This window comes from Pseudomonas sp. C9D1 (assembly GCF_056491235.1).
The window spans coordinates 3380110-3404583 of sequence record NZ_JBSZIE010000002.1 but is presented as its reverse complement, the minus strand read 5'-3'; the positions used below and the strand labels follow the sequence as shown (position 1 = coordinate 3404583).

The following is a 24474-nucleotide window of genomic DNA, read 5'->3' as shown; positions in this document are numbered from 1 at the left end:
CCACCTATTCGCGGTTGAAACCGCTCCCGCAGGGAGACGAGCACCCGTGGGAGCGAATTTATTCGCGAAGAAATCCCCAGGAAGACGGATTCATCCTCAGTTGCCCACAATAGCTGTGGAGCCAACTGTTGGTTGTCTGTGGATAAATCGCTTGGCGCCAGTAACAGCGGTGCTTTCAGGGTTGTGCTCAGACTTTGACCAGTGCCGCCTTTCGCAGTTGAAACCGCTCCCAAAGGGAGACGAGCACCCGTAGGAACGAATTTATTCGCGAAGAAATCCCCAGGCAAACGGATTCATCCTCAGTTGCCCACAATAGCTGTGGAGCCAACTGTTGGCGGGCTGTGGATAGATTGCTTGGTGCCAGTCAAATCAGTGCTTTCAAGCTTGTGCTCATATTTCGACCAGTGCCACCCATCCACGGTTGAAACCGTTCCCACAGGCAGACGAGCCCCCGTGGGAGATTCTATGTCAACCAGCCGTAGCGTCCCGGTGTCGGTACGGCTGTTGGCTGGTCATCAGGGCAAAGGCGATTCTGGCCAGTTTCCGGGCGAGGATCGTTAGGGCCTCGGTCTTCTTCAAACCCCGCTGTAAATAAGCTTGATAGCGTTCTTTCCAGGCCGCTGTGCGACTGGCGGCCATAGCGGCGTTATGCAGCAGCCGTCGTATCTCCGGATCCCCCTGCTTGGTCAGCTTGCGCCGGCCGATGTAGCGCCCCGATTCCCTGACCCGGACATCCAGCCCGAGAAAGGCGATGAACGCATCGCTACTGCGGAAGGTGCCCCGCAGGAAGGCCAGGTTCAGCGCAGCAGCGGTGATCGGGCCAACCCCTTCGATCTCCTGGCAACGTTGTGCCTGCGCGCTCAAGCCGGCCTCTTTCAGCGTGGATTGCAGCGCCCTGTTGAGTGTCCGCTCCAGGTCTTTCATCTGCTGCAGGACGGGCTTCAATGCTTCCGCCAGTTGGCGATCCTGGGCGAAGCTCAGGCGCAGAGCCGTCGTTACTCGCACCAGGGTGGCGCGACGGTGCAACAGGGCCTGCAGCTTGCGGTACAGGCGGCTCGGCGGCGCCCAGGGGTGCAACTGCTTCTGTTCATGAGCCAGGTAGCGGGCCAGCAGACGGGCATCGCTCAGGTCGTTCTTGACCCGGCCACCGATGCCTTTGCGGTAGTTGCTCAGGCGGTAACCATCGATCACGTAGACCCTGTGGCCACGTTTGTGCGCCAGCGTGGCGACGGCAACGTGGTAGGTGTTGGTGGCTTCGATGGCCAGGCTGCAACCTGCAGGCAGGCTCTTGAGCCAGGTGGCGATAGCGTGCGGCTCATTGATGAGCTCGCTGGCCTGCTCCAGATCTGCTCGATACAGACTCAGACTGTCTTTGGCGACATCGATACCGATTACGGTGCTCTGCATTGTCATGACGAACTCCCAGGGCCAAGATGGAATGACCTGTCGGGGGCTCACGATGGCGCAGGCTTGCAGATATGGTCGGTCTCGGGGGCGGACCTGAGCCGATGGATTCCTTATCGGCGCTTGCAGTGAGGTGAGGGGCGGGAGAAATCTCCCACGGTCTGGCTTGCAGAAGCGATTTCGCTCCCTCCGCCCCCCGACAGGTTCCACCCTAGGACATACAAGCGAATTCACTCGCGAAGAAATCCCCAGGCGAGCTAGTTCATCCCCAGTTGCTCACAATTACTGTGGAGCCAACTGTGAGCGGACTGTGGATATATTTCTGTATGCCAGCAACAGCGCTGCTTTAAAGCTTGTGCTCAGATATTGAGCAGTGCCACCTATTCGCGGTTGAAACCGCTCCCACAGGCGGGCGAGTCCCCGTGGGAGCGAATTTATTCGCGAAGAAATCCCCAGGCGAACGGATTCATCCCCAGTTGCCCACAATGTCTGTGGAGCCAACTGTTGGTTGTCTGTGGATAAATCGCTTGGCGCCAGTAACAGCGGTGCTTTCAGGGTTGTGCTCAGACTTTGACCAGTGCCGCCTATTCGCAGTTGAAACCGCTCCCACAGGCAGGCGAGCACCCGTAGGAGCGAATTCATTCGTGAAGAAATCCCCAGGCGAATGGATTCATCCCCAGTTGCTCACAATGTCTGTGGAGCCAGCTGTTGGTTGGCTGTGGATAGATTGCTTGGTGCCAGTCACAGCAATGCTTTCAGGGTTGCGCTCATATTTCGACCAGTATCGCCCATTCGCGGTTTAAACCGCTCCCACAGGCGGGCGAGCACCTGTAGGAGCGAATTCATTCGCGAAGAAATCCCCAGGCGAACGCATTCATTCCCAGTTGTCCACAATGTCTGTGGAGCCAACTGTGAGCGGCCTGTGAATAGTTTTCTGTATGCCAGTCGCTACGGCGCTTTCAGGGCTGTGCTCAGCTTTTGACCGCTTTCAGTCTTCATCACCCGGCAGGAACTCGCCCCGGGCCAGGCCGTGGCGTTGCATCTTTTCGTTGAGGGTGCGGCGGGGCAGTTGCAGCAGCTCCATCACCGCCTTGATGTCGCCCTTGCTGCGGGCCAGGGCCTGGCGCAGGCATTGGGCCTCGTAGGTTTCCATCAGCTCGGCGAGGGAGGGCGCGGCGTTGTCGGCTGCATGGCCGCCTGTGGATAACCCCAGCACATGGCGCTCGGCGGCGTTGACCAGCTCGCGCACGTTGCCCGGCCAGTCGTGGGCCAGCAGCTGGGCCAGCTCGGCGGGGGTGAGGCTCGGGACCGGGCGGCCGAGGCGTTCGCTGGCCAGGGCGGCGAAGTGCTCGAACAGCAGCGGCACGTCTTCGCGGCGCTCGCGCAGGGCGGGCAGCTGCAGCTCGGCGACGTTGAGGCGGTAGAGCAGGTCTTCGCGGAAGCGCCCGGCGCGCACTTCCTCCTTGAGGTCCGGTTTGGTGGCGGCGATCACCCGCAGGTCGACGCGGATGCTCTGGTTCGAGCCCAGGCGCTCCAGCTGCTGCTCCTGCAATACGCGCAGCAGCTTGACCTGCTGGGCCAGGGGCATGCTCTCGATCTCGTCGAGGAACAGGGTGCCGCCGTCGGCATGTTCCAGCTTGCCGATGCGTTTGCCCTGGGCACCGGTGAAGGCGCCGCTCTCATGGCCGAACAGCTCGCTCTCGAACAGGTTCTCCGGGATGGCCGCGCAGTTCAGCGCCACGAAGGGCTTGCCGGCGCGTGGGCCGAAGTCGTGCAGGCAGCGGGCGACCAGTTCCTTGCCGCTGCCGGTGTCGCCGCGCAGGAGGATGTTCACCGGCGTCTGCGCCAGGTCCAGCACCTGGCGGCGCAGCTGTTCCATGGGGCGGGAGAAACCCATCAGTTGCCCATCGAGGCGGGTGCGGTCGTCCACCTGGCGGCGCAGGCGGCGGTTCTCCTGGGTCAGGCGGCGCTTTTCCAGGGCCCGGCGCAGGCTGCCCAGCAGGCGCTCGGGGGTGAAGGGTTTTTCGATGAAGTCGTAGGCGCCCAGGCGCATGGCCTCCACCGCCTGGGGCACGTCGCCGTGGCCGGTGACCAGCAGGAAGGGCAGCTCGCGGTCCAGCGCCTGCACCGCTTCCAGCAGGGCCATGCCGTCCATGCCGGGCATGCGCAGGTCGCTGATCACCACGCCCTCGAAGTCGGCGTCGAGCCCGTCCAGGCATTCGGCGGCGCTGGCGCAAAGGCGCACGGTGAAGCCCGAGAGCTCCAGCCACTCGCGCACCGCTTCGCGGATCGCGGCCTCGTCGTCGACGAAGATCAGGTTCGGGGTCATGGCTGCTCCTCGGCAGGATCAAAGATGGGCAGGCACAGGCGGAACACCGCGCCGGCGTCACGGTTGCCGGCGCTCAGCCGGCCCCCCAGTTCATGGACGATGGCATAGGAAACCGCCAGGCCGAGGCCGAGCCCTTCGCCCACCGGCTTGGTGGTGAAGAAGGGGTCGAACACCTGGGCCAGGGTGGCCTCGGGGATGCCGCCGCCGTTGTCGGCGACCTCCAGGCACCAGTGGCCATCGTCCCGTTGCAGGCGGATGTCGATGCGCGGCTCGGCCTGGCCGGCGACCGCGTCGAGGGCGTTGCGCAGCAGGTTGACCAACACCTGCTCCAGGCGGATGGCATCGCCCTGCACCCAGGCCAATGGGCGCGGGTGCTGTTCGATGTGCACGGCACTGTCACGCAGGCGCGGCGCCAGCAGCTGCAGGGCCTTGTCCACCACGCTGCCCAGCTCCAGCTTCTCGCGCAGGCCGCCGGGGCTCTGCCGGGCATAGGTCTTCAGGTGGCCGGTGAGGGCGGCCATGCGTTGCAGCAGTTCGTCGTGGCGACCGAGGGCGTTACGCGCCTGCTCCAGCTGGCCGTTGTCGAGCATCAGGCGCAGGCTGCCCAGGTGCATGTGCAGAGCGGTGAGCGGCTGGTTGATCTCGTGGGCGAGGGCGGCGGACATCTGCCCCAGAGCCGCCAGCTTGGCCGCCTGTACCAGGCCGTCCTGGGCGGTGCGCAGGGCGGCGGTGCGCTGTTCCACCAGGCGTTCGAGTTCGTCGTGGCTCTGCCGGCGCAGCCGCGCCAGGCGCCAGCGCTGGTGCAGGAACAGGGCGAGGAAGAACAGCGCCAGCCACAGCCCGCCAGCGGCCAGGCTGGCGTCGCGGGCGTTGCCGGCGGCGTTCTGCGGGCGGTGCAGCAGGTGCAGGGTCCAGCCTTCGCTGGGCAGCGCCAGGGATTCCCACAGGTAGTCGGCCTCGCCATCGGGGCCCTGCACGCGCACCAGGCGGCTGTCGTCGCCGAAGTCATCGAGGGTGCGGTGCACCAGGGGCGTCAGCGGCTTCTTGTCGTACTGGCGGGTGGCGGCCAGTTCGGCACGTTGCGCGGCGTCGATCGGCGCCAGTTCGCGGTAGCGCCACTGCGGCTGGTTGGCGATGAAGACGATGCCCTTGGCGTCGCTGACCAGGATGGTGTCCGGGCGCTCGCGCCACTGCTGTTCGATCTCGGGGAACTCCAGCTTCACCACGATGGCGCCGAGGAAGTGGCCGGTTTCGTCGTGGATGGCGTGGGAGAGGAAGTAGCCGGGGATGCCGCTGACCACGCCCACCGCGTAGAAGCGCCCGGTGCCGTGGGTGCGGGTCTGCAGGAAGTAGGGGCGGAAGCCGTAGTTGTGGCCCACGTAGCTGGTGGGCAGGCGCCAGTTGCTGGCGGCGATGGCCAGGCCGTCGCTGCGCATCAGCTCGAGGGTAGAGGAGTGGGCGGCGCCGTTGATGCGTTCCAGCTTGAGGTTGAGGCGCTGCTGCAGCTCGGGTGACAGCGGTTGCTGCAGGGCTTCGCGCAGTTCCGGGTCGAGGGCGAGCACGGCGGGCAGGGCGCGGTAGCGGTCGATCAGGGTGCTCAGCGCGTCGGCGTAGAGGCCCAGCTGGGCGCCGGCCTGCTGGCCCTCCTCACGCAGGGCCTGGCGCTCGGCGTGGCGGCCGGCCAGGTGCATCGTCAGCAGCAGGCCGGCGAACAGCAGCAGGGTCAGCAGGGCGATGCGCAGGGAACGGGGCAGCACGGGCGGGGTCCGGGTGTCGCGACAGGCGGCGACGATAGCATGGACCCGGCCCGGGCTGCGTCCGCGGTGGATCAGGGGTGGGCGTTGAACCAGGCGAGCACCTTGGCCGGCGAGGCGGCGAACCACTCGTGGCCGCCCAGGGGCTCGGTGTAGCGCGCGGTCTCGATGCCCTGGTGGAGCAGGCGGTCGTAGTAGAGGTCCATGCTCCACCAGGGCACCACGGCGTCGACGAAACCGTGCAGGAACAGCGTCGGCGGGTGGTCGGTGGGGAGCTGGTCGGGCACCACGCAGAGCGGCCCGCTGCAGGTGGCATAGGAGCCGGATTGCACCGCCAGCGCGCGAAACTTGCCGGGGAAGGACACGGCCATGCGGCTGGTGTTGTAGCCGCCGCTGGAGATGCCGGTGGCGTACTGGCGCTGGGCGTTGAGCGGGCCGAAGTGACCGCTGGCGATGGCGGCGAGCACGTTGCCGAGGAAGTCGTAGTCGGTGCTCAGCTCATAGGCCTGGGCGAGGCCGGGGATGTTGGTCTGCCAGAACAGGTCGGCCGGGGCGCTGGGGGCGATCACCGCGTAGCCGTGGTCCAGAAGGTTCTGCACCAGCTTGCCTTCGTAGTAGCCGCCGAAGGGCAGGTTGCTGTGGTAGCTGAAGTCGTTGAGGGGGAAGAACGAGCCCTGGTAGATCAGCACCACCGGCCAGCCGCCGGCCGGCGGGGTGCCCAGGGGCGTCTGGTAGATGATCTTGCGCTGGCCCACCAGGCCGGAATCCAGCCAGGTGCTCTGGTAGGAACAGCTGACTTCGGCAGGGCGCAGCAGGGTACGGGGGCGTTCGCTGCAGCGGGAAGCGGCCAGGGCGTGCTGGCCGAGGCAGACGGCCAGCAGCAGGCCGCAGAGCAGGGTACGAAGGGGCATGACGGGTCTCCTATTTGTTGTTGTTTGACCGCCTTTAAATCGAAACAGAAATTCCGATTCCGTCAATAGGGTTGATCGAAATTCGTTCAGTGTGGCGGGGGAGAGCAGCGTTCCAGAGCCTGTGGACAGGTGCGCCAAGGCGACGGACGGCGGGGCCTAAGGGTGCCTACCCACAGCTCACGAGCCGCCGCTATGCGATGGCCAGCCCGGTGCCGCACCTGTGGATAAAAAATAATTCGAGCGGCGTCTTGTCAGCGGCAATGCGCAGGATTAGATTATTTCGGAACCGATGTTCCGATTCCGATAAAAACAACAGCTGGAGACCATCGTGGCAAATCAAGGAAGAGGCCTGGCAGCAGCCGGCCTGGCGTTGCTCGGCGCGTTGCCCCTGGGCGGCGCACAGGCGTTTCAGGTGCGCTCCGGAGACGGAGACTGGACCACCTCGCTCGATACCACCCTGTCCTACGGGCTCAGCTACCGCGTGGAGGGGCAGGACAGCAAGCTGATCGCCCGCGCCAACGGCGGCACCGGCGACAACGCCGGGCTGATCAACTCCGACGACGGTGACCTCAACTTCCGCCGTGGCGACCTCTTCTCCGAGGTGGTCAAGGCGGTGTCCGAACTCGACCTGCGCTACCAGGACCGCTTCGGCGTGTTCGTCCGGGGCCGCGCCTTCTATGATTTCGAGCTGAAGGACGACGAGCGCCGCCACCGTCAGATCAGCCACGCCGGCCTCGACGAAGCGGGCTCCAGCGCCGACCTGCTGGACGCCTTCGTCTACGGCAGCTGGACGGTCAACGACCGCGCCCTCAACGCGCGGCTGGGGCGCCAGGTGATCAACTGGGGCGAGGGGCTGTTCTACCAGAACGGTATCGGCGCCACGAACCCGGTGGACATCAACGCCCTGCGCGCGCCGGGCTCCGAAGTGAAGGAGGCGTACATGCCCACCTTCATGGCCTACGCCTCCTTCGAGCTGCGCGACAACCTCAGCGTCGAGGGCTACTGGCAACCGGGCAAGGCCTGGGAAGCCTCGAAGATCGACCCCTGCGGCACCTACTACTCGACCCTCGACGTGATCGGCGAAGGCTGCAACTACCTGTCCGTCTCGCCGCTGCAGGAAGCCGTCGCCGGTGGCCGCGCCTTCGACAACCCGGCCATGGCCCAGGCCTATGCCGATGCCCTGGCACCGGGCGGCCTGAACAACCTGCTCAAGGCCTACCTGCCCACCACCTTCATCCCCCGCGCCCAGGACATCGATGCCGACGGCGCCGCCCAGTACGGCCTCGCGCTGCGCTGGTACGTGCCGGAGCTGAACGACACCGAGCTGGGCTTCTACTACCTGCGCTACAACATGCAGGTGCCCATGCTCGGGCTCACCGTCGGCCGCCAGGTCACGCTGCCTGTCGTCGGCACCGTGCCCGACGCCAGCAGCTCGCGCTACTACGCCGAGTACCTGGAGAAGCGCGACCTGTTCGGCATCAGCTTCAACACCTCCATCGGCGGCGACAGCATCTTCAACGGCCTGTCGCTGGCCGGCGAGCTGAGCTACCGCCCGGACACGCCCATCGCCCTCGGCCTCAACGAGTATCTGCCCGACGCGCTGTTCAACCCCAATGGGCTGCCCGTGGGCACCCACCTGGACGGCTACCGCGAGAAGGACATGTACCAGGCGTCGCTGGCCGCCATCTACAACTTCACCGGGGTGCTCGGCGCCGACTCGGCGACCCTGTTCACCGAGCTGGTGGCCAGCCGCGTGCAGGGCCTGGAATCCGACGTCGACTACTACGAGGCCACCAGCACTGCCACCGGCGCCCAGGCCAGCCTGCAGCTGACCTACACCAACGTGCTCAACCTGGTGAACTTGGTGCCGTCCTTCGGCTACCAGTACAGCATCAACGGCGTCGCGCCCCAGCTCACCAACGGCCTGGACGAAGAGGCGCAGAGCTGGTCCGCCGGCATCGACGCCATCTACAAGGAGTCCCTCACCGTCGGCACCCGCTACGTGGGCTACAGCGGCGGCGGTGTCTCCAACAAGCGCAGCGACCGTGACTTCGTCAGCTTCAACATCAAGTACAGCTTCTGAGAAGGGATTCGACGCCATGCACAGACCAGGACTTATCCACAGCAGCCTGCTCGCCGCCCTGCTGCTGGCCGCGCCGCTCGCCCAGGCCCAGGTGGGTGCCGACCAGGCCGCGCGCCTGGGGGCCGACCTGACCCCGCTGGGCGCGGAGAAGGCCGGCAACGCCGCCGGCACCATCCCCGCCTGGACCGGCGGCCTGGCCCGCGATGCCGCGGCCTACGACAAGACCCTCGGCTACAAGGACCCCTTCGCCGCCGACCAGCCGCTGTTCAGCATCGATGCGAAGAACGCCGAGCAGTACCGTGCCCACCTCAGCCCCGGCCAGCTGGCCATGCTCAAGCGCTACCCGGACAGCTGGAAGCTGGTGGTTTACCCGACCCGCCGCTCGGCCTCCTACCCCGAGGCGGTGTACGCCGCGATCAAGGACAACGCCACCCACGCGAAGCTGATCGAGAACGGCAACGGCATCGCCGACTTCAAGGTCGCCACGCCGTTCCCCATCCCCCAGTCGGGGCTGGAGGTGCTGTGGAACCACCTGGTGCGCTTCCGAGGCAACAGCGTCAAGCGCTACTACGCCCAGGCCGTGCCCCACGCCAGCGGCGACTACTTCATGACCCGCATCGAAGACCTGTTCCTGTTCAACCAGAACGCCGGCGACTACAGCAAGGACAACGGCAACGTGCTGTTCTACTTCCGCCAGTCGGTGCTGGCGCCGGCGCGCCTGGCAGGCACCGAGCTGCTGGTGCACGAGACCGTCAACCAGGTGAAGGAACCGCGCCTGGCCTGGCTCTACGCCGCCGGCCAGCGCCGCGTGCGGCGCACGCCGAACGTCGCCTACGACTCCCCCGGCACCGCCTCCGAGGGGCTGCGCACCACCGACAACTTCGACATGTTCTCCGGCGCGCCGGACAAGTACGACTGGAAGCTGGTGGGCAAGGAAGAGCTCTACGTGCCCTACAACAGCTACCGTTTCGCCTCGCGCACCAGCAAGTACGCCGACATCGTCAAGGCCGGCCACGTGAACCCCGACCTGCTGCGCTACGAGCTGCACCGCGTCTGGCACGTGCGCGCCACCCTCAAGGACGGGCAGCGCCACCAGTACAAGCAGCGCGACTTCTATTTCGACGAGGACAGCTACCAGGTGCTGCTGGTGGACCACTACGACAACCGCGACCAGCTGTGGCGGGTGGGTGAGTCCTACACCATCAACCTCTACGACCAGCCGCTGGTATGGACCAAGGGCGACGCCGTATATGACCTGATCGGCGGCCGCTATGTAATCGGCATATTGTCCAACGAAGAGCCGGCGGATGAATTCGATATAGCGCTGAAGGCGTCCGACTTCACCCCGGCACAACTAAGGCGGGACAGCCGGCGTTAAACCCGGCGAACTTCCAGGTACTTGCAAACGAGGCGGGAAAGTTCCCCCGGCACAACTTCCCGGGGGGTGACGCCGAGGGTGCCGACCATGGTCAGGTAATTCAGGCTGGCGAGCAGCATGTGGGCGGTCAGGTCGGCCGCCTGCTGCGGCTGCGGATGGCCGAGTTCCTGCGCATGGGCGAGGACGATGCGGCAGAAGGATTGGCCGATGTAGGCGTTGAGCTGGTGGAAGCGCTCGCGGAACTGGACGTCCATCGAGCTGCGCCGGATCAGGGCGCGGAGCAGGCCTTCGCTGCCATCGAACAGGCGTGTCACGCCCTCGATGAAGCCCTCGATCTGCGCGGGCAGCGGCAGGTTCTCCAGGCTGGCGATGACCCCGTCCACCGCCTCGCGGCTCTGTTCGACGAAGCGCTCGTGGACGGTATAGAGCAGCACGTCCTTGTCGCCGAGCAGGCGATAGAAGGTGCCCACCGAGGACTCGGCGAGCTGGGCGATCTGGGAAATGCCGGTTTCTTCGAAGCTGTCGTTGGCGAGCAGTTCGGCGGCGACGTTGAGGTAGCGCTCCAGGGCTTTCTTGCTGCGTGCCTGGGTCGGACTGGCGATGCTGTACATGGTGGTTTCTCGAGTCGGCGCTGGGCGATTCTAGGAGGTTTGGGCGGACAAAGGCAAACACCGGAAACTTGTTTTACGGGCGCTTCGGAAGTTATCCGATCCACCAACTTTTCATCGGTCCTTTTAATAAGGAACGGCGCCTTTTTATTGGCCATCGAATATTCAAAAGGGAATTAACTCGACCATGGAACAGATCAACTTGTCGGGCGGACGTTTCAACTATATCTGTCAGGGAGAGGGCGCCTCGGTGCTGCTGGTGCACGGCCTGGGTTCCTCCCTGGAGGACTGGCAGCCCCAGGTCGAGGCGCTGTCCCGGCACTTCCGCGTCTACGCCCTGGACCTGCGCGGCCACGGCGCCAGCGAACCGCTGCGCGCGCCGGTGAGCATGGCCGAGTTGGCCGCCGACGTGGCCGAGTTCATCGTCGCCATGGACCTGGAGCCCTGCATCCTGGTGGGCATCTCCATGGGCGGCATGATCACCTTCCAGCTGCTCGCCGAGCACCCGCACCTGGTGCGCGCGGCAGCGGTTATCAACAGCTCGCCGAACTTCCCCGTGGACAGCTGGCAGGTGCGCTGGCAGGTGGCGCTGCGTTTCATCCTGGTGCGCCTGTTCGGCCCCGCCGGCATGGCGCGGCTGCTGGCCGGCAAGCTGTTCCCCAAGCCGGAGCAGGCCGGGTTGCGCCAGCGGGTGATGGCGCGCATCGCCGGCAACGACCGGCGTTCCTACCTGCATGCCATGGGCGCTATCCCCGGCTGGTCGGCGCTGGCGGGCGCCTGCCGGGCCAACACCCCGCTGCTGGTGATCAGCGGTGACCGCGACTACACCCCGGTGGCGGCCAAGGCCGCCTACGTCAGCCAGTTGCGCAACGCACAGCTGGAGGTGATCGCCGACTCCGGGCACGCCACGCCCCTGGACCAGCCCGAGGCGCTGAACCGCCTGCTGGATGCCTTCATCCGCGAACACGCCGCCATCTGAACGCAACGGCTGCGCCGGAGGCGGCGCGGCGGATAAACTGCACGCAGTTCATTTCGAGTGCGTTGCGATGCAGTTGTCCGCCTGGTCCCACCCGAGTTCCGCCGGCTTCACCTTGCGCGGCTGGCACAGCCAGCCCAGCGGCAAGCCCCTGCTGCACTTCCTCCATGGCAACGGCTTCTGCGGCCGCGCCTACTCGCCGATGCTGGAAGCCCTCAGCGAGCACTTCGACCTCTGGCTCTGCGACGTACAGGGCCATGGCGACAGCGACCACGGCGGGCGCTTCCTCGGCTGGAACCGCAACGCCGAACTGGCGGTGGAAGCCTTCGAGGCCGGGCGCGGCATCTTCGGCGACGTCCCCCGTTTCGCCCTCGGCCACAGCTTTGGTGGCGTGCTCACCAGCCTGGTGCTGGCGCGCCACCCCGAGTTGTTCCAGCGTGCGGTGCTGCTCGACCCGGTGCTCTTCACCCCGGCGATGATCGGCGTCATGGCCTTCTCCGAAGTGCTCGGCCTGCACCGCCGCACCACCATGGCCAAGCGCGCGCGGGCCCGGCGCAGCCACTGGGTGGATCGCCCCGCCGCCTTCGCCGCCCTGCATGGGCGCGGCATCTTCAAGGGCTGGACGGACGACGCCCTGGGCGCCTACGTGGAGCACGCGCTGAAGGCGGTGGACGGCGGCGTCGAGCTGAAATGCCGGCCCAGCCGCGAGGCGGAGATCTTCAGTTCCTGCCCCAAGCGCCTATGGCCCTCGCTTGCACGCATCGTCACGCCGACGCAGATCTTCCACGGCCAGCACAGCTACCCCTTCGTCGCCCGTTCGGTGGCGCGGATCAGCGCGCTGAACCCCCATGTCGGCGCCCAAGTGGTGGAGGGCGGGCACTGCTTCATGCAGGAATTCCCCGAAGCCGCCGCCGAGCGTGCCGCCGGCTTCCTCCTGCAGCGATGAGCGACGCGGCGCGGGAGCGGGTCTGGCTGGCGCTGTCCGAGCTGTGGCTGGACACCCAACGGGATGAGGCCAACCTGCGCGTGATAGCCGACACGCTGCGCGCCAGCGCCCTGCCCCCGGCCGAGCTGGAGGCCATCTACCTTTACGAGGTGGCACCGGTGGTCTGGTTGAACGCCTGGAGCGTGGCGGGGGAGTGGATCGGCTTCGATCCCGAATGGCTCTTCGAGCATTGCCGGCTTAACCGGGCGCGGCGTGCCAGCCGCTGGTTCCGCTGGCGCTGCCGGCTACTGCGCTGGCCGATGACCTACACCAACCGCGAGCAGTGGCAGCAGGTTATCCACAGGGTGACGTTAGAGAGTTGAAGCGAGTTTTCCACAGCGGCCGTGCTGTGGAAAACAGCGTCTTCATTGGCTATGTCTGCGTTAAGTGTTGCTAGAGGATTTGAGTCCAGCTGATTGCCGAGTTTTGCTGATGCTTCTGGTTTCGCCCCCCCGGGCGAGTCTCTTTCTTCAGTCGCCAAGAAAGAAACCAAAGAGGCTTGCCCCTCCATACGGGTCTGGCTAAAGCCAGACTCCCCTCGCTCCATCATCGTTCCAGGGGCACGCCGCGAAGGGCCATCCCTGGCCCATCGCGGCTCTCGCGACATCCATGTCGCTCAACCCCCTACACGACGATTCGCTCGGCCTCCTGGGAAGGGGCGTTTCGCGGCTGCTCCAGCTTTATTCACCCAGATATCTATTGATGTGCGCATCACATTCGGTACGCGCTGCGTTGCAGCGGCCGCACTCGTAGGATGGCGTAGAGCGGAGCGAAACCCATGCGGTGGAGGTGGCAGAGGTCCATAAATGCCCGAAAACCAACGTGCTTAAGCGGTTGCTTAAAGACTGCAACACACAACGCAAACAGAGCGTCTTCATTCGACGTGGCGTTGCTCATCCGGGCGCGGGTGGCTGCGTCGCCAGTCGCTGATCTGGATGACGTTGCCTTCCGAGGCCGCTGGCGGCTCGAAGGGGTGGGCATCCAGCTCGATGCGGCCGCCGTGGCTGCCGAACATCTGGATGGTGCCGGTGAGGCGCTGCTCGCCGGTGACGGTGAACTCGAAGCCGTAGATGCGTGCCAGGCGGCGGTTACCCCGGGCATCGCGGACCACGGTCAGACGCTGCAGGGCGACGTTGCCGTCCAGCAGTTCGATGTCGAAACGCGAGCAGTGCTGCTTGACCAGCGCCAGTGCGCGCTCGCGAATGCCGTGGCCACGCCAGAGCCAGGCGGCACCGGCGGCGAAGAGCATAAACAGGAATACATCGCCCAGACTGATCATGATCACTCCCCTGGAATACCCAGAAGCTTAACCCATCCGCAGCGATTTCAGAGGGCCAGTTCGACGCGGTTGCGGCCATGTTGCTTGGCGCGATAAAGCGCCGTATCGGCAGCCTCCTGCAGCAGGTGCAGGTCCGCGTTCGGCGGGCTGGCGGCCAGGCCGATGCTGACGCTCACGCGCAGGGAAATGCCATTGGCATCCACTCGCAATTGCTCCACCGATTCGCGCAGGCGCTCGAGAAAATTGCGGGCGGCGTCGGGGGTGGTATCGGGCAGCAGGAAGACGAACTCCTCACCACCGAAGCGGGCGAACAGGTCAGTACTGCGGGCTTCGCGTTGGCACAGCCTGCTGAATTCGCAGAGCACCTGGTCGCCGCTGCCGTGGCCGTGGGCATCGTTGATGCGCTTGAAATGGTCGAGGTCGAGCATCGCCAGGCACAAGGTCTGGCCCTGGCGCCGCGCGCGCTGCAACTCGTGCTCGGCGCGGGCGTAGAAGGCCCGGCGGTTGAGGGCGCCGGTCAGCGGGTCGGTGGTGGCCTGCAGGCGCAGGCGTTCTTCCAGGGCCTTGCGGTGGCTGACATCACGCACTTCCAGCAACTGCTGGCCGGCGCCATCGAGGTGGGTGACCGAGAGTTCGGCCGGGAAGGTCGAGCCATCGCGGCGCAGGGCGGTGACGTCGGCGGGGGTGCCGTCGGCCTGGGCGAGCAACGGGCCGATACGCGCGCGCTCGGCATCGACGAACAGCTGCTCGGGCGTCTGCTGCAGCAGGCCTTCGCGGGGCTGGCCGAAGAGCGCGTCGAGCGTCGGGTTGCTGTCCTGGATGCGCCCGTCCTGCAGCACCAGCATGCCGCAGCTGGTGACGTTCATCAGGCGTTCGAAGCGCTGGGCACTGGCCTCCGCCTGGCGGGCGTTGCGTTGGCTGTCGAGGAGGATGCGGCGCATGGTCATCAGCGCCAGGCCGACCAGGGCGATGACCCAGAGTGGAATGGCGAAGTTGTACGGCAGCAGGTACGCCATGGAGCGGGTGACGTCGGGGTGCTCGATGGCGTTGAGCCAATCGTGCACGGCGATGCCGCCGCGCAGCAGGGTGACCAGGGCATAGCCGAGCAGGACGATGCCGACGCAACGGCAGACGACGCGTAGTTCCGCGTCGCGCGGGTGGCGCAACAGGGCGCTGGCGGCCTGCAGCGGCAACAACCCGCCGATGCCGGCGTAGATGGCGATCAGCAGCTCGCTGTTCAGCGGCGCCACCCACCAGTGCCAGCTGTTGGCCGCGGCCATCAGGCCGGCGCTCACCGGCACCGTCCACCAGGGCAGCGGGCGATCGAGGAAACGGAACACGCCGAGCATCAGCACCGCCTCGCCTGCCAGTTGGGTGGCGTTGCCGAAGACGTTGAGCGGGCGGTTGCCGGTGGCGACGAAGACGAAGAAGGAGAAGATGCCGAGAATCAGCAGCCAGGCGCCAGCCATCCAGAAGCCCGGCCCACGGTAGGGGCGGGAGAAATACCACAGGCCGGTACAGGCCACGGCACTGGCGAGCATCAGGTTGAGTCCCAGCAGCATCGGCGAAAAATACAGGGATTCCATGATGGCTCTGACGGCGGAGGATGGGAGAATCTTGCCATTATGGTAGTGAACCTGTCGTTGCACGTCAGGCCGCCTTTCTTCCCGTCGAGACCAGGGTTTATTCAATGCCACGAACGCCCCACCTTCTCAGCATCCAGTCCCATGTGGTGTTCGGCCATGCCGGCAACCGCGCCGCGGTGTTTCCCGTGGAGCGTCTCGGGGTCAATGTCTGGCCGCTGAACACCGTGCAGTTCTCCAACCACACCCAGTACGGGCAGTGGACGGGCGAGGTGCTGTCGCCGAACCAGGTGCCGGTGCTGGTGGAGGGCATCGCCGCCATCGGCGAGCTGGGCAATTGCGACGCCGTGCTCTCGGGCTACCTCGGCAGCGCCGCCCAGGGCCGCGAGATTCTCGAGGTGGTGGCGCGCATCAAGCAGGCCAACCCCCGGGCGCTGTACCTCTGCGACCCGGTGATGGGCCACCCGGAGAAGGGCTGCATCGTGGCGCCGGAAGTCAGCACCTTCCTCCTCGAAGAGGCCGCCGCCGTGGCCGATCTGCTGTGCCCCAACCAGCTGGAGCTGAACAGCTTCGCCGGCCGCCGCCCCACCTCCCTGGAGGATTGCGTGGGCATGGCCCGGGCCTTGCTGGAGCGTGGGCCGAAGGCGATCCTGGTCAAGCACCTGGATTACCCCGGCCGCGCCGCCGAAGACTTCGAAATGCTGCTGGTCAGCGCCGAAGGCACCTGGCACCTGCGCCGCCCATTGCTGGCCTTCCCGCGCCAACCGGTGGGCGTGGGCGACCTCACCTCCGGAGTGTTCCTGGCGCGCCTGCTGCTGGACAACGACCTGATCGAGGCCTTCGAATTCAGTGCCGCCGCCGTGCATGAAGTGCTGCTGGAGACCCAGGCCTGTGGCAGCTACGAACTGGAGCTGGTGCGCGCCCAGGACCGCCTCGTTCACCCCCGGGTGAAGTTCGAGGCGCGGCGCCTGGGCTGACCGGGCCCCACGGGAATTTGCCGCCGCGCACTGCGGCCTTGTGACTCAGCCGCTATGCTTCAACCCATGGCGGTGCGCGGCTAGCATTGCACCCGTTCCAATCCCCTGTCCCGGACGGCACCTTGGCTCGACACACGACAAACCGCAGCGGCGCCTGGCTTGGCCTTCTGGCCATGCTGCTGGTGTTCGCCGGTCCGCTGCTGTCCCAGGCGCGCAGCCTGGACCGCCAGGGCGTGCCGGACTGGATGGGCGAGCTGGCCTGTTCCGCCGAGCAAGGCACCGCGCAAAAGGCGCCGGGCCAGCCCGGCCACGAGGCGGCCTGGGCCAAGTGCGGCTACTGCACCCTGCTGCTCAATTGCCCGGCGCTGAGCTCCGCCCCGCTGATCGCCTCCACCCTGCTGGATGCCGTCCGCGCGCCGCGCCTGGTGCCAGTCGCATCGGGCCACGCCGGCTCGGCCATCTTCCCCGGCTCCCGTTCCCGCGCACCGCCCGCATCCCTCGCCTGATCCACCCCTCGCGTCATCCCTCCGTACCCCAATGGGCGAGGAGGCTGACGACAAGCCTCCATTGCGCCAGCCACCGCGCTGCGCGTGAACCCAGAGAGGCGCTTTCCAGGCGAGCACGACCATGAGCAAACCGGCTGTTTCGTTCTACAACCTGGCGTGGCGCTGGCATTTCTATGCCGGCCTCTTCGTCATTCCCTTCATGATCCTGCTGTCCATCACCGGCAGCATCTACCTGTTCAAGCCGCAGCTCGATGAGCTGATGTACGCCGACCTGCTGCGGGTCGCCCCCGGGCACCATGCGCTGGACGCCGACGCCCAGCTGCAGAGGGTGCGCGAGGCTTATCCACAGGCCAGCGTCAGCCAGTACCTGCCGCCGGTGGATGCCGGGCACAGTGCCCAGTTCGTCATCGCTGACGGCGGCCGCACCCTCAACCTGTTCCTCGACCCCTACAGCGGCAAGGTGCTGGGCACCCAGGACGCCTTCTGGAACCTGCAGGCGGCGACCCGCGCCCTGCACGGCGAGCTGATGATCGGCACGGTCGGCGATCGGCTGATCGAGCTGGCCGCCGGCTGGGGCATCGTCCTGGTGGTGTCCGGGCTCTATCTCTGGTGGCCAAGGGGGCGCTCCGGCGCCGGGGTGCTGTGGCCGCGCCTGTCCGCACGTGGGCGCCTGTTCTGGCGCGACCTGCACGGCGTCACCGGCTTCTGGGGCAGCCTGCTGCTGCTGTTCATGCTGCTCACCGGCATGACCTGGACCGGCTTCTGGGGCGCGAGCTTCGCCGATGTGTGGAACCGCTTCCCCGCCGCCATGTGGAACGATGTGCCGAAGTCCGGCGAGCTGGCGCGCAGCCTCAACAGCGCCAGCGACCAGAGCGTGCCCTGGGCGGCGGAAACCACGCCGCTGCCGGAGTCCGACGCCCACGCCGCCCACCGCGCCCATGCCGGGCACGACAGGGCGCCGGCCAGCGAGGTGCCGAGCATCCCGCTGCAGCAGGTGGTGGACACCGCCCGCGAGCGCGGCGTGGTACCCGGCTATGGCATCACCCTGCCGACCACGCCCACGGGCGTCTTCAGCATCGCCGTGTTCGCCGCCGACCCGCGCCAGGACGCGACCCTGCACCTCGACCGCTACAGCGGCAAGGTGCTGGCCGATGTGCGCTGGAAGGACTATAGCCTGGTGGCCAAGAGCGTGGAGATGGGGGTGATGCTGCACGAGGGCCGCTTCTTCGGCCTGGCCAACCAGCTGCTGATGTTCGCCGTGTGCCTGATGATCCTGCTCAGCGCGGTCAGCGGCCTGGTGCTCTGGTGGAAGCGCCGGCCCAGCGGCCGCCTCGGCGTGCCGCCGCTGCCCCATGGCCTGCCCCTGTGGCGCGGCGCGGTGGTGATCATGCTGGTGCTGGGGGTGGCATTTCCCTTGGTGGGCCTGTCGCTGGTGCTGGTCTGGGTCCTGGACCGGCTGGTGCTGTCGCGCTTCGGCGGCGACCGGGTGATGGCGGGCTGAACCTGCCACGGTTTTTTATCGGCGCTCGCCTGGTGGGCGCCCAATCTGCTTATCGATGGATGGAGTTGAACATGCGCAAGACACTGCTGACCCTGATCGCCCTGGTGGGCTTCGTTCCCTTCGCCCAGGCCCACGAGTACGAACTGGGCAAGCTGCACATCGAACACCCCTGGGCCCTGGAAGTGCCGCCGGTTTCGCCCAACGGTGCCGCCTACCTGGTGGTGCACAACGGCGGCGACACGCCGGACCGCCTGCTGGGCGCCGACACCCCGCGCGCGGCCAAGGCCGAGATCCACGAGCACGCCCACGTCAACGGCATGATGAAGATGCAGCAGGTGCAGGGCGGCCTGGCCATCCCCGCCGGCAGCGAGGTGCGCCTGGAGCAGGGCGGCTACCACCTGATGCTGTTCGGCCTGAAGCAGCCGCTGAAGGATGGCGAGCGCTTCCCGCTCACCCTGCACTTCGAGAAGGCCGGCGACCTGCAGGTGGAGATCGCCGTACAGAAGGAGGCGCCCGCCAAGGCCGACGGGCAGATGCAGCACATGGAGCACATGGACCACGGCGCGCACCAGGGCGCCGAGTGACGGCTCGCGCCGCCGTCGTCAGGCCGCTGCCGGTGCGCCCGGTGCGGCCTGGTCGTCGGCGACGCGATTGATCATGGCGCGGGCGATCTCGCGCTCGCCCATGATCACCAGGTCTGCCCCATTCTGCTCCAGGTGCTCCACCTCGGCGTCGAAGTGGGCGCGGGCGATGATGGTCAGCTGCGGGTTCACCGCGCGGGCCTGCTGGGCGATCTGCCCGGCCTCGAAGCCATTGGGGATCGCCAGCAGCAGCCAGCGCGCCCGCGCCAGCTGCGCCAGTTCCAGCACCTCGGGCCGTGCCGCGTTACCCAGCACCGCGCTGATGCCCGACTCGCGCAGTTCATCCAGCCCTGCACGGCTGTCCTCGATCACCACCAGCGGCGTGCCGGCCTCGCGCAGACGCAGGGCGATCTTGCGTCCCACACGGCCGTAGCCGATGAGGATGGCGTGGTCGTGTTCCTCGATGGCGGGCGGCACGTCCTCGACCGGCGCCTGCTCCGGGGGCAGCTCCGCCGCCTTGCGGTCCTGGCGCGCCTGCCAGCGGACGATGGCGATGAACAGCAGCGGGTTGACCAGGATCGACAGGATGGCGCCAGCCAGCAACAGGTCGCGGCCGGTCTGCGGCATCAGCTCCAGGTCCAGCCCCAGGCCGATGAGGATGAAACTGAATTCGCCGATCTGCGCCAGGCTGGCGGAGATGGTCAGGGCGGTGCTCTTGGGGTGGCCGAAGGCGCGCACGATCACATAGGCCGCCACCGATTTGCCGAGCACGATGACCAGGAAGGTGGCCAGCACCGGCAGCGGTTCGTGGATCAGGATCAGCGGGTTGAAGAGCATGCCCACCGAGACGAAGAACAGCACCGCGAAGGCATCGCGCAGGGGCAGGGTCTTCTCGGCGGCGTCATGGCTCAGCTCCGATTCGTTGAGCACCATGCCGGCGAAGAAGGCGCCCAGGGCGAAGGACACGTCGAAGAGGATCGCCGAGCCGTAGGCGATGCCCATGGCGATGGCCAGCACGGCGAGGGTGAACAGCTCCCGCGAGCCGGTGCCGGCGACCTTGGCCAGCACCCAGGGAATCAGGCGGCGGCCCACCACCAGCATCAGTACGACGAAGGCGGTGACCTTGCCCAGGGTCAGCAGCAGCTCGACGCCGAGGCTGAGCTCGCCGCCGCCGTGAGCCTTGCCGCCGAGCATGCCGGAGAGCGCCGGCAGCAGCACCAGGGTCAGCACCATCACCAGGTCTTCGACGATCAGCCAGCCCACGGCGATGCGGCCGCGCTGGGTGTCCAGCAACTGGCGCTCCTCCAGGGCCCGTAGCAGCACCACGGTGCTCGCCACCGACAGCGCCAGACCGAACACCAAGCCGCCGCCCAGTGGCCAGCCGAGGCCCCAGGCCAGGCCCATGCCCAGCAGGGTGGCTACGGCGATCTGCACCACGGCACCGGGGATGGCGATGTTCTTCACCGACATCAGGTCCTTGAGGGAGAAGTGCAGGCCCACGCCGAACATCAGCAGGATCACCCCCAGCTCGGCGATCTCCTGGGACAGCGCCTGGTCGGCGACGAAGCCCGGGGTGAAGGGGCCGGCCAGCACGCCGGCCAGCAGGTAGCCCACCAGCGGCGAGATGCGCAGGCGGTTGGCCAGGCTGCCGAGCAGGAAGGCCAGCACCAGGCCGGCGGAGAGGGTGGCGATCAGCGGTGTGTGGTGGGGCATGCGGCGGCTCCTTGCACGCAGGGAACGACCCGACCGCAACGGCGACTCGCGGCGCTGCGGGGAGAGGTTCGAAGGTGTTCACGGGGCCTGGCCCTTGGCGAACGCGGCTGCCGCCGCGTGCGCCAGGTTACCCGTTGGCTGACGTTGTTTGTATGAAAAGTCCGTCAGATTATTTTTCAGGATGTAGCGGCGGGCTCGCTGCCGTTCTCCCGCAGTTCGCGGTAGCGGCGCTCCATTTCCTGGCGGATCTGCCGGCGTTGCTGGCCCTGGACGAAACGGCGCTTCTCCTCGGCGGTCTGCGGCTGGCGGGGCGGCACCGGGGCCGCCTTGCGGTCGTCGTCCAGCGCCACCATGGTGAAGAAGCAGCTGTTGGTGTGGCGCACCGAGCGCTCGCGGATGTTCTCGGTGACCACCTTGATGCCGATCTCCATGGAGGTGGTGCCGGTGTAGTTCACCGAGGCGAGGAAGGTCACCAGCTCGCCCACGTGCACCGGCTCGCGGAACACCACCTGGTCCACGGAGAGGGTCACCACGTAGCGCCCGGCATAGCGGCTGGCGCAGGCGTAGGCCACTTCGTCGAGGTACTTGAGCAGGGTGCCGCCGTGGACGTTGCCGGAGAAGTTGGCCATGTCCGGGGTCATGAGGACGGTCATCGTCAGTTGCGCGTTGCCGGGTTCCATGGAGGGGCTCTGTCTCGGGGCTGGGAAGTGAAACTGTAGACGCAGCGAGACAGGCACGGAGCACAGCGACAGCGCCTGTGGATAAACACCCGGCCGCACTCTGCCCCGTAGGATGGGTAGAGCCCTGCGAAACCCATGCTGCCCGCCCGACGCCGAAGCCATGCCGGTACTCGGAATTGATGGGTTTCGCTCCGCTCTACCCATCCTACGAATGACGAATGACGAATTACGGTTGGTGGAGGCGGGGCTGTGGACAAGTCGCTTATCCACAGCCCCTCGGCTCAGGCGTGGGTCAGGTACCAGCGCCAGTCCTGTTCGCCCACCTCGCTGACGAACTGGCGGAATTCCTCCCATTTGATGGCGAGGAAGATGTCGAGGAAGTCTTCGCCGAGTGCCTCCTTCGCCCAGGCCGAGCGCTCCAGGGTGCGCAGGGCGGTGAGCCAGTCGGTGGCCAGGGTCTCGCGGGCCTGCTCGTAGCCGTTGCCGGTGATGGCCTCGCCCGGGTCGATCTGTTCGCGGATGCCTTTATGGATGCCCGCCAGCAGTGCGGCGGCGGCCAGGTAGGGGTTGGCGTCGGCGCCGCAGATGCGGTGCTCGACATGGCGGCTCTGCGCCGGGCCGCCGGGCACGCGGAAGGACACGGTGCGGTTGTTCACCCCCCAGCTCTTGGCCAGCGGCGCGTAGCTGTTGGCCTGGAAGCGCCGGTAGGAGTTGGCGTTGGGGCAGAAGATCGCCAGGGCGTCGTCGAGGGTCGCCATCATCCCGCCGATGGCGTGGCGCAGCAGCGGGGTGCCGTGGGGGTCCTCGCTGGCCATCAGGTTGTTGCCCGCCTCATCCGCCAGGCTGACGTGCAGGTGCATGCCGCTGCCGGCCAGGTCGCCGAAGGGCTTGGCCATGAAGCAGGCCACCAGCCCGTGCTTGTTGGCCACGCCCTTGACCAGGCGCTTGTAGCGCACGCCTTCGTCGATGGCCTGCAACGCATCGAAGCGGTGCTCCAGGGTCAGTTCCAGCTGGCCCGGCGCGTATTCGGAGATGGCGGTGCGCAGCGGCAGGCCCTGGGCCTCGCAGGCGGCGTAGAGGTCGTCGAGGAAGGGCTGCAGCTGCTCCAGCTCGTACACGCCATAGACCTGCGGCGCCTCCGGGCGCACGCCATTGGCTTGCAGCGCCGGTTGCGGGCGGCCGTTGGCGTCGCGCTGCTTGTCCAGCAGGTAGAACTCCAGCTCCACCGCCATCACCGGGTGGTAGCCGTCGGCCTTGAGCCGGTCGATGGCGCGGGCCAGCACATGGCGCGGGTCGCCAGGGGTGGCCGGCAGGCCCTGGGTCGGGTGCATGCTGACCTGCACCTGGGCGGTGGGCGTGGCGCGCCAGGTCTGCAGGGCCAGGGAGCCGGGCACCGGGTAGGTCCAGCAGTCGGCGTCGGCCACTTCCCAGACCAGGCCGCTGGCTTCCACGTCCTCGCCCTGGATGGTCAGCGAGAGGATGGAGCTGGGCAGCGGACGGCCGTTCTCGTAGATGGCCAGCAGCTCGTCGCGGTGCAGCAGCTTGCCGCGCGGGATGCCGTTGGCGTCGATCAGCATCAGCTCGATGCTGCGCACCTCGGGGTGGCGTTCGAGGAAGTCACGGGCTTCCTGGGGTTCGGCGAATCGCATGGGGGTTCTCGCGGTCAGAGGCGGGCGCCGGGGATGGCCAGCAGCTCGGCCAGGGCCTGGTCGAGTGTGGCGATCAGGCGGTCGACATCGGCTTCGGTGGTGGCCGGGCAGCACAGGGTCATGTTGTGGAACGGGGTGATGAGGATGCCCCGGTTGATCAGGTAGAGGTGCAGGGCCATCTGCAGGCTGTCGTGGAAGGCCGCTTCGGCCTCGGCGCCGGTGCGTGGCGAGGTGGCGCAGAACTGGAACTCGCAGCGGGCGCCCAGCTCGGTCACCGACCAGGCCAGGCGGTGCTTGTGGATAAGTCCACGGAAGCCTTCGGCCAGGCGCGCCGCCAGGGGCAACATGTGGGCGTAGGCGGCCGGGGTCATCACCTGTTCCAGGTTGGCGCGCATGCAGTGCATGGCCAGGGCATTGGCCGAAAGGGTGGTGCCCATGCCGCTGTGGCCGTGGCCGCCGGATTGCTCGCTGGCGTGCTTGCGCGCCAGCTTCATGGCCTGGGCCATTTCGGCGGTGCAGCCGTAGACGGAGCAGGGCACGCCGCCGGCGATGGGCTTGCCGAGGGTGATGAAGTCCGGCTGCAGGTTCCAGGCGCGGGTGCAGCCGCCGGGGCCGGTGGAGATGGTGTGGGTCTCGTCGATGATCAGCAGGGTGCCGTGGCGGCGGGTCAGCTCGCGGAGCTTCTCCAGGTAGCCGGCATCGGGCAGGACCATGCCGATGTTGGTCATCGCCGGTTCGCAGAGCACGGCGGCGACGTCGTTCTGCGCCAGGGCCTTTTCCAGCGCCTCGAGGTCGTTGAAGGGCACGGCGCGGCTGGTCTTGGCCAGGTTGCGTGCCTGGCCGATCAGGCCGCTGCGGTGCACGGTGCGGTCCTCGCGGTGGCGCACCATGACGTCGTCGACGGTGCCGTGGTAGCAGCCGTCGAACACCAGCAGCACCTTGCGCCCGGTGATGGCGCGCACCCAGCGGATGACGAAGCGGTTGGCGTCGGTGGCGGTGGTCGCCACCTGCCAGTAGGGCAGGCCGAAGCGCTCGGCCAGCAGTTCGCCGGCGACCACGGCGTCCTCGCCCGGGAGCATGGTGGTGAGCCCGCGCGCGCCCTGCTCGGCGATGGCACGGGCGATGGGCTCGGGGGAGTGGCCGAACATGCTGCCGGTGTCGCCCAGGCAGAAGTCCACGTATTCGTGGCCGTCGACGTCATGGAAGCGCGCGCCCTGTGCGCGCTCGACGAAGAGCGGGCAGGGCGTCGACCAGTCGCTCATCCAGTGCATGGGCACGCCGCCGAACAGCGAGTGGCGGGCACGCTCGGCGAGCGCCAGGGATTTGGGGTTGTGGGCGATGAAACGGGCACGCTCGGCGGCGGCGAAGGTTTCAACGGCGGATTCTGCAATGCCACTGGCGGTCATGTTTGAACACCTCGTTCGAATTTCCGCACATCCTGTTTTGTGATCACAGATATGTCAATAGCTGGACTGTTCATGGCAAAAGCCTATGATCGAACTGCTTTTGTGATCACAATATCGGCAGGCCTGTCGATCTTGTCCCCAGGCGGTCGCTGCGCTTGCAGCGCGCCCGGG

General features: G+C 66.9%; 20 protein-coding genes. 9 read left to right on the top strand and 11 right to left on the bottom strand.

Annotation, left to right across the window (positions count from 1 at the left end; genetic code table 11):
• Positions 1-468 precede the first annotated feature (468 nt).
• From ACXI0U_RS23505 to ACXI0U_RS23490, 4 genes are all read right to left on the bottom strand, one after another.
• Complete coding sequence (locus tag ACXI0U_RS23505) at positions 469-1413, bottom strand: IS110 family transposase (RefSeq protein ID WP_431482168.1); 945 nt, start codon at positions 1411-1413, stop codon at positions 469-471.
• A 979-nt stretch (positions 1414-2392) separates the two neighbouring features.
• The gene (locus ACXI0U_RS23500; RefSeq protein WP_431483020.1) at positions 2393-3733 is read right to left on the bottom strand and encodes a sigma-54-dependent transcriptional regulator; all 1341 of its coding nucleotides are present in this window, start codon (positions 3731-3733) and stop codon (positions 2393-2395) included.
• The gene (locus tag ACXI0U_RS23495; RefSeq protein WP_043241785.1) at positions 3730-5490 is read right to left on the bottom strand and encodes an ATP-binding protein; all 1761 of its coding nucleotides are present in this window, start codon (positions 5488-5490) and stop codon (positions 3730-3732) included. Before ACXI0U_RS23495 ends, ACXI0U_RS23500 begins: the two co-directional genes overlap by 4 nt.
• A gap of 71 nt (positions 5491-5561) precedes the next feature.
• Positions 5562-6398: an extracellular medium-chain-length polyhydroxyalkanoate depolymerase gene (locus tag ACXI0U_RS23490; RefSeq protein ID WP_431483019.1), complete on the bottom strand. Its 837-nt coding sequence runs from the start codon at positions 6396-6398 to the stop codon at positions 5562-5564.
• 328 nt (positions 6399-6726) lie between these two features.
• Between ACXI0U_RS23490 and ACXI0U_RS23485 the strand changes: the two genes are divergently transcribed.
• A complete protein-coding gene (locus tag ACXI0U_RS23485; protein WP_184488130.1) occupies positions 6727-8481 on the top strand; it encodes a DUF1302 domain-containing protein in 1755 nt (584 codons plus the stop codon).
• 16 nt (positions 8482-8497) lie between these two features.
• Positions 8498-9859: a DUF1329 domain-containing protein gene (locus ACXI0U_RS23480; RefSeq protein WP_043241779.1), complete on the top strand. Its 1362-nt coding sequence runs from the start codon at positions 8498-8500 to the stop codon at positions 9857-9859.
• On the opposite strand, the gene ACXI0U_RS23475 is transcribed toward ACXI0U_RS23480, so the two are convergent.
• A complete protein-coding gene (locus ACXI0U_RS23475; protein ID WP_043241777.1) occupies positions 9856-10470 on the bottom strand; it encodes a TetR/AcrR family transcriptional regulator in 615 nt (204 codons plus the stop codon). The two genes, ACXI0U_RS23480 and ACXI0U_RS23475, sit on opposite strands and share 4 nt — an antisense overlap.
• A gap of 184 nt (positions 10471-10654) precedes the next feature.
• Here ACXI0U_RS23475 and ACXI0U_RS23470 point away from each other — a divergent pair, with 184 nt between their 5' ends.
• The 3 genes from ACXI0U_RS23470 to ACXI0U_RS23460 all read left to right on the top strand — a co-directional run bounded on the left by ACXI0U_RS23470 (position 10655) and on the right by ACXI0U_RS23460 (position 12751).
• The gene (locus ACXI0U_RS23470; protein WP_479550895.1) at positions 10655-11446 is read left to right on the top strand and encodes an alpha/beta fold hydrolase; all 792 of its coding nucleotides are present in this window, start codon (positions 10655-10657) and stop codon (positions 11444-11446) included.
• A 67-nt stretch (positions 11447-11513) separates the two neighbouring features.
• Complete coding sequence (locus ACXI0U_RS23465) at positions 11514-12389, top strand: alpha/beta fold hydrolase (RefSeq protein WP_271659471.1); 876 nt, start codon at positions 11514-11516, stop codon at positions 12387-12389.
• Positions 12386-12751: a DUF7079 family protein gene (locus tag ACXI0U_RS23460; RefSeq protein ID WP_479550894.1), complete on the top strand. Its 366-nt coding sequence runs from the start codon at positions 12386-12388 to the stop codon at positions 12749-12751. The genes ACXI0U_RS23465 and ACXI0U_RS23460 overlap by 4 nt, the downstream gene beginning before the upstream one ends.
• 551 nt (positions 12752-13302) lie before the next feature.
• On the opposite strand, the gene ACXI0U_RS23455 is transcribed toward ACXI0U_RS23460, so the two are convergent.
• Both ACXI0U_RS23455 and ACXI0U_RS23450 read right to left on the bottom strand, forming a co-directional pair.
• Positions 13303-13707, bottom strand: a complete 405-nt coding sequence (locus tag ACXI0U_RS23455) for a DUF3301 domain-containing protein (protein WP_021220995.1) — start codon at positions 13705-13707, stop codon at positions 13303-13305.
• A 47-nt stretch (positions 13708-13754) separates the two neighbouring features.
• Positions 13755-15293, bottom strand: a complete 1539-nt coding sequence (locus tag ACXI0U_RS23450) for a sensor domain-containing diguanylate cyclase (protein ID WP_431483016.1) — start codon at positions 15291-15293, stop codon at positions 13755-13757.
• A gap of 104 nt (positions 15294-15397) precedes the next feature.
• Between ACXI0U_RS23450 and pdxY the strand changes: the two genes are divergently transcribed.
• The 4 genes from pdxY (at position 15398) to ACXI0U_RS23430 (ending at position 18858) form a co-directional block, all read left to right on the top strand.
• Positions 15398-16267 carry a pyridoxal kinase PdxY gene (gene pdxY, locus ACXI0U_RS23445; protein WP_479550893.1) on the top strand — a complete coding sequence of 290 codons (870 nt, stop codon included), beginning with the start codon at positions 15398-15400 and terminating at the stop codon, positions 16265-16267.
• 122 nt (positions 16268-16389) lie between these two features.
• Positions 16390-16773, top strand: a complete 384-nt coding sequence (locus tag ACXI0U_RS23440) for a DUF2946 domain-containing protein (RefSeq protein WP_043243083.1) — start codon at positions 16390-16392, stop codon at positions 16771-16773.
• A gap of 121 nt (positions 16774-16894) precedes the next feature.
• A complete protein-coding gene (locus ACXI0U_RS23435; protein ID WP_479550892.1) occupies positions 16895-18274 on the top strand; it encodes a PepSY-associated TM helix domain-containing protein in 1380 nt (459 codons plus the stop codon).
• A gap of 71 nt (positions 18275-18345) precedes the next feature.
• Complete coding sequence (locus ACXI0U_RS23430) at positions 18346-18858, top strand: copper chaperone PCu(A)C (RefSeq protein WP_374979406.1); 513 nt, start codon at positions 18346-18348, stop codon at positions 18856-18858.
• Positions 18859-18876: 18 nt separating this feature from the next.
• Here ACXI0U_RS23430 and ybaL read toward each other — a convergent pair whose 3' ends face one another.
• From ybaL to ACXI0U_RS23410, 4 genes are all read right to left on the bottom strand, one after another.
• Positions 18877-20568 (bottom strand): YbaL family putative K(+) efflux transporter, encoded by a 1692-nt coding sequence (gene ybaL, locus ACXI0U_RS23425; protein WP_479550891.1) that lies wholly within the window; start codon positions 20566-20568, stop codon positions 18877-18879.
• 176 nt (positions 20569-20744) lie between these two features.
• A complete protein-coding gene (locus tag ACXI0U_RS23420) occupies positions 20745-21248 on the bottom strand; it encodes an acyl-CoA thioesterase (RefSeq protein ID WP_021220988.1) in 504 nt (167 codons plus the stop codon).
• Positions 21249-21529: 281 nt separating this feature from the next.
• A complete protein-coding gene (locus tag ACXI0U_RS23415; protein WP_479550890.1) occupies positions 21530-22897 on the bottom strand; it encodes a glutamine synthetase family protein in 1368 nt (455 codons plus the stop codon).
• Positions 22898-22911: 14 nt separating this feature from the next.
• Complete coding sequence (locus tag ACXI0U_RS23410) at positions 22912-24303, bottom strand: aspartate aminotransferase family protein (RefSeq protein WP_479550889.1); 1392 nt, start codon at positions 24301-24303, stop codon at positions 22912-22914.
• Positions 24304-24474: the final 171 nt, after the last annotated feature.

Excerpts from the sequence above, each read along its gene's own strand:
- ACXI0U_RS23505 (WP_431482168.1), bottom strand. The coding sequence starts at position 1,413 with ATGACAATGCAGAGCACCGTAATCGGTATCGATGTCGCCAAAGACAGT.
- ACXI0U_RS23500 (WP_431483020.1), bottom strand. The coding sequence starts at position 3,733 with ATGACCCCGAACCTGATCTTCGTCGACGACGAGGCCGCGATCCGCGAA.
- ACXI0U_RS23490 (WP_431483019.1), bottom strand. The coding sequence starts at position 6,398 with ATGCCCCTTCGTACCCTGCTCTGCGGCCTGCTGCTGGCCGTCTGCCTC.
- ACXI0U_RS23480 (WP_043241779.1), top strand. The coding sequence starts at position 8,498 with ATGCACAGACCAGGACTTATCCACAGCAGCCTGCTCGCCGCCCTGCTG.
- ACXI0U_RS23475 (WP_043241777.1), bottom strand. The coding sequence starts at position 10,470 with ATGTACAGCATCGCCAGTCCGACCCAGGCACGCAGCAAGAAAGCCCTG.
- ACXI0U_RS23470 (WP_479550895.1), top strand. The coding sequence starts at position 10,655 with ATGGAACAGATCAACTTGTCGGGCGGACGTTTCAACTATATCTGTCAG.
- ACXI0U_RS23465 (WP_271659471.1), top strand. The coding sequence starts at position 11,514 with ATGCAGTTGTCCGCCTGGTCCCACCCGAGTTCCGCCGGCTTCACCTTG.
- ACXI0U_RS23460 (WP_479550894.1), top strand. The coding sequence starts at position 12,386 with ATGAGCGACGCGGCGCGGGAGCGGGTCTGGCTGGCGCTGTCCGAGCTG.
- ACXI0U_RS23455 (WP_021220995.1), bottom strand. The coding sequence starts at position 13,707 with ATGATCAGTCTGGGCGATGTATTCCTGTTTATGCTCTTCGCCGCCGGT.
- ACXI0U_RS23450 (WP_431483016.1), bottom strand. The coding sequence starts at position 15,293 with ATGGAATCCCTGTATTTTTCGCCGATGCTGCTGGGACTCAACCTGATG.
- pdxY (WP_479550893.1), top strand. The coding sequence starts at position 15,398 with ATGCCACGAACGCCCCACCTTCTCAGCATCCAGTCCCATGTGGTGTTC.
- ACXI0U_RS23435 (WP_479550892.1), top strand. The coding sequence starts at position 16,895 with ATGAGCAAACCGGCTGTTTCGTTCTACAACCTGGCGTGGCGCTGGCAT.
- ACXI0U_RS23430 (WP_374979406.1), top strand. The coding sequence starts at position 18,346 with ATGCGCAAGACACTGCTGACCCTGATCGCCCTGGTGGGCTTCGTTCCC.
- ybaL (WP_479550891.1), bottom strand. The coding sequence starts at position 20,568 with ATGCCCCACCACACACCGCTGATCGCCACCCTCTCCGCCGGCCTGGTG.
- ACXI0U_RS23420 (WP_021220988.1), bottom strand. The coding sequence starts at position 21,248 with ATGGAACCCGGCAACGCGCAACTGACGATGACCGTCCTCATGACCCCG.
- ACXI0U_RS23415 (WP_479550890.1), bottom strand. The coding sequence starts at position 22,897 with ATGCGATTCGCCGAACCCCAGGAAGCCCGTGACTTCCTCGAACGCCAC.
- ACXI0U_RS23410 (WP_479550889.1), bottom strand. The coding sequence starts at position 24,303 with ATGACCGCCAGTGGCATTGCAGAATCCGCCGTTGAAACCTTCGCCGCC.